This is a genomic window from uncultured Anaerotruncus sp., assembly GCF_902490045.1.
GTDB lineage: Bacteria > Bacillota > Clostridia > Oscillospirales > Ruminococcaceae > Anaerotruncus.
This window is the reverse complement of the sequence record NZ_CABUCJ010000180.1, coordinates 1-3,243: the sequence shown is the minus strand read 5'-3', so window position 1 is coordinate 3,243 and position 3,243 is coordinate 1. Positions and strand designations below refer to the sequence as shown.

Here is a 3,243-nt window from a genome sequence, read left to right as displayed (position 1 = left end):
GTCAACCGCGCCTTCTCGCAGTATAACGTCGGTTCGACCTTCAAGCTGGTGGTGGCGGCCGCCGCGCTCGAAAGCGGCGTCAGCCGCTATGAGCGGTACACCTGCGAGGGGTACGCGGACGTCGGCGGGCATATCTTCTACTGCCACTGGCGCAACGGGCATGGCAGCATCGACCTCAAGAAGGCGATCGAAATCTCCTGCAACCCCTTCTTTATCCATCTCGGGCTTGAGACGGGGGGCAAGAACATCGTCTCAATGGCGCGGGAGATCGGCTTTACCCGCGCGGCCCAGTTCACCGACGACATCCGCACCCAGAGCGGGACCCTGCCCTCCGACGCCGAGCTGGAGAGCGACGCGGCTGTCGCGAACCTCTCCTTCGGGCAGGGCTCCCTCACGGCCACCCCTATCCAGATCGCGCAGATGATGTCCGCAGTGGCCAACGGCGGCTTTGCGGTGACGCCCCGACTCGTCGAGGGCTTCACCGACGACGGGAAAACCTACTATGAGCACACGGCCGCCTACGCCCCCAGCCGCGTCTTTTCCAAGCGCACCTCCGACATCCTGCGGGAGACGCTGGTCAACAACGTCGAGGTGGGAAGCGGCGTCAAGGCCAAGCCGACGGTCGCAGGCGTGGGCGCGGGCGGCAAGACGGCCTCCGCCCAGACGGGCATCTATCTGGAACCGGGCGTGGAGGAGAGCGAAGTCGTGCACGCGTGGTTCGCGGGCTATTTCCCGGCGGACACCCCGAAATACGCGGTGGTCGTGCTGGCGGAGGACGGCAAATCGGGCGAGGACGCCGCAGCCCCCATCTTCCGCAAGATCGCGGACGGCATCCTGGTCACCGAGATGCAGCGGCAGGGGAAATAGGCGGGCGTGCCGGGATATCGAAGAAAAATGGCCCCCGGTGGATGATTTCTTATGGTACAGGAGCGGGATTTGTGGTATAATGGTGAAAAATTGGCAATTCCTGTTGGGAGGGGACTCACATGAATCCTTATGTCATCGTTACCGACTCCTGCGCGGATATGATTCCGGGGTTTGCGGCCGAGAACCATATCGTGGAGCTGGAACTGACCTACACGATCGGCGGCGTCACCAGGCCCTGCAACGATCCGTCGCTTTCCCGCCCCGCTTTCTACGACATGGTGCGGGCGGGCGAAATGCCGATCACCGCGCAGGTCAACATCGAGGACGCCGTGCGCGCCCTGACCCCGTTGCTCGACGCGGGCAGCGACCTGCTCTGCGTCATGTTTTCCTCCGCGCTCTCCGGCACCTACAACAGCGTCCGGCTTGCCGCCGAGGAGCTCGCGCCCCAGTATCCCACCCAGCGGATCATCGTGCTTGATTCCCTCGCCGCCTCGGCGGGGCAGGGGATGCTCGTGGCGCGCGCCGTCATGTACAGGGAGCAGGGCCTCAGCCTCGACGAGAACGCCGAGCGGATCAAGGAGGATATTTTCCACCAGGCGCACCTCTTCACCGTTGACGACCTCAACCACCTCCACCGCGGCGGGCGCGTCTCCAAGACGGCCGCCGTGTTCGGCACGATGCTCGGCATCAAGCCGCTCCTCCACGTCGACGACGCGGGCAGGCTCATCCCCACCGGGAAGGTGCGCGGCCGCCGCAACTCCCTGCTCGGGCTGGTGGAGGGCATGGCGCGCCAGATGGACCCGGAGAAGTGCGACCGGTTCGCCATCAGCCACGGAGACTGCATCGACGACGCCCAGTTCGTGGCCGACGAGGTGTGCAGGCGCTTCGGCCTCAAGGACTATACGATCAGCTACGTCGGCCCGGTCATCGGCGCCCACTCGGGCCCGGGGACCGTCGCGCTCTTTTTCTACGCCAAGTACAAGTAAAATCCAATCTTGAAATTTTACCAATACCGTGGTATAATATCCTAGTTCAGCATACGCAAGACATTGTGTGCCCAGACATGCGGGTATGCGGGTCCTGTGCGACAGAGCGCCGTGAACCATGTCAGGCGGGGAACCGAGCAGCATTAAGCGGTTGTGATGTGTGCCGCAGGTAATCTGCATGTCCGCATATGTGGGCACACAGTTTTGCGTTTTTTTCTTCTTACGGAAAGGTGGTGGGAATCGATGTATCAGGCGCTCTACCGCAAATGGCGGCCGAAGACCTTCGACGAGGTGGTCGGGCAGGAGCACATCACCACGACCCTCAAAAACGAGGTCGCCGCGGGAAAATTTTCCCACGCCTACCTCTTTACCGGCTCGCGCGGGACGGGCAAGACCACCTGCTCCAAGATCGTGGCCAAGGCGGTCAACTGCGAGCGTCCGGTGGACGGCAACCCCTGCAACGAGTGCGCCGCCTGCCGTGGAATCGACGACGGCTCGGTGCTCGACGTGGTCGAGATCGACGCGGCCAGCAACAACGGCGTGGACAACATCCGCCAGCTCCGGGAGGAGGCGTATTTCCTCCCGGCGTCGGTCCGGTACCGCGTCTACATCCTGGACGAGTGCCACATGCTTTCGCCCGGCGCGGTCAACGCCCTGCTCAAGATTCTCGAGGAGCCGCCCGCGCACGTCATCTTCATCCTCGCCACCACTGAAATCCACAAGGTGCTGCCGACCATCCTCTCCCGCTGCCAGCGGTTCGATTTCAAGCGGATCAAATCCCGCACGATCGCCGACCGCCTGCTCTATGTGGCGGGTGAGGAGGGCCTCTCCCTCGCGGACGACGCGGCGCTGCTCATCGCGCGGCTGTCGGACGGCGGCATGCGCGACGCGCTGTCGCTGCTCGACCTGTGCGCCTCCTACGGGAAGGAGATCACCCTCTCCACCGTCACAGAGGCCGCCGGGCTTGCCGGGCAGTCGCACCTGTTCGACCTCGCCGACGCGGTAAACGGCCGCGATCCCTCCGGGGCGCTCGCCGTCATCGGCGGGCTCAGCGAGAACTCCATCGACTTTTCCCGCCTCTGCGAACAGCTTGTCGGCCACTACCGCGACCTGATGATCGTCAAGACCGTCCGCGAGCCGGACGACCTTGTGCAGGGCACGCCGGAGGATCTCGAACGGCTGCGCGCCCAGGCGAAGGACCTGCCGCTCACGAGGATCCTCTATTCCCTCGACCTGCTCGGCGACACGCTGGGCAGGCTCTCCCGCACTGCCTTCAAGCGCACCGAGCTTGAAATGGCGGTCGTGCGGCTGTGCGACGAGCAGATGGGCGGCGGCCTGGAAGCGCTGGGCGAACGCCTCGAGAAGCTCGAACGGACGGTGCGCGCCGGGG

The 3,243-nt window shown here is 64.4% G+C and carries 3 protein-coding genes and 1 other RNA gene; all 4 read left to right on the top strand.

From position 1 onward, the window contains the following. Nucleotides 1-867 (top strand): penicillin-binding transpeptidase domain-containing protein (locus RDM88_RS12365; RefSeq protein WP_308755128.1); only part of this gene is annotated, 867 nt, incomplete at its 5' end. A gap of 119 nt (nt 868-986) precedes the next feature. After that, nucleotides 987-1,853 carry a DegV family protein gene (locus RDM88_RS12360; protein ID WP_308755127.1) on the top strand — a complete coding sequence of 289 codons (867 nt, stop codon included), beginning with the start codon at nt 987-989 and terminating at the stop codon, nt 1,851-1,853. Between the two features lie 85 nt (nt 1,854-1,938). After that, an RNA gene (gene ffs / locus RDM88_RS12355) (signal recognition particle sRNA small type) lies at nt 1,939-2,036 on the top strand. A gap of 60 nt (nt 2,037-2,096) precedes the next feature. Further along, nucleotides 2,097-3,243, top strand: a 1,147-nt coding sequence (dnaX, locus tag RDM88_RS12350) for a DNA polymerase III subunit gamma/tau (RefSeq protein WP_308755126.1), incomplete at its 3' end; no start/stop codon positions are given.

Coding starts and splice junctions, on each gene's coding strand:
- RDM88_RS12360 (WP_308755127.1), top strand. CDS start 987: ATGAATCCTTATGTCATCGTTACCGACTCCTGCGCGGATATGATTCCG.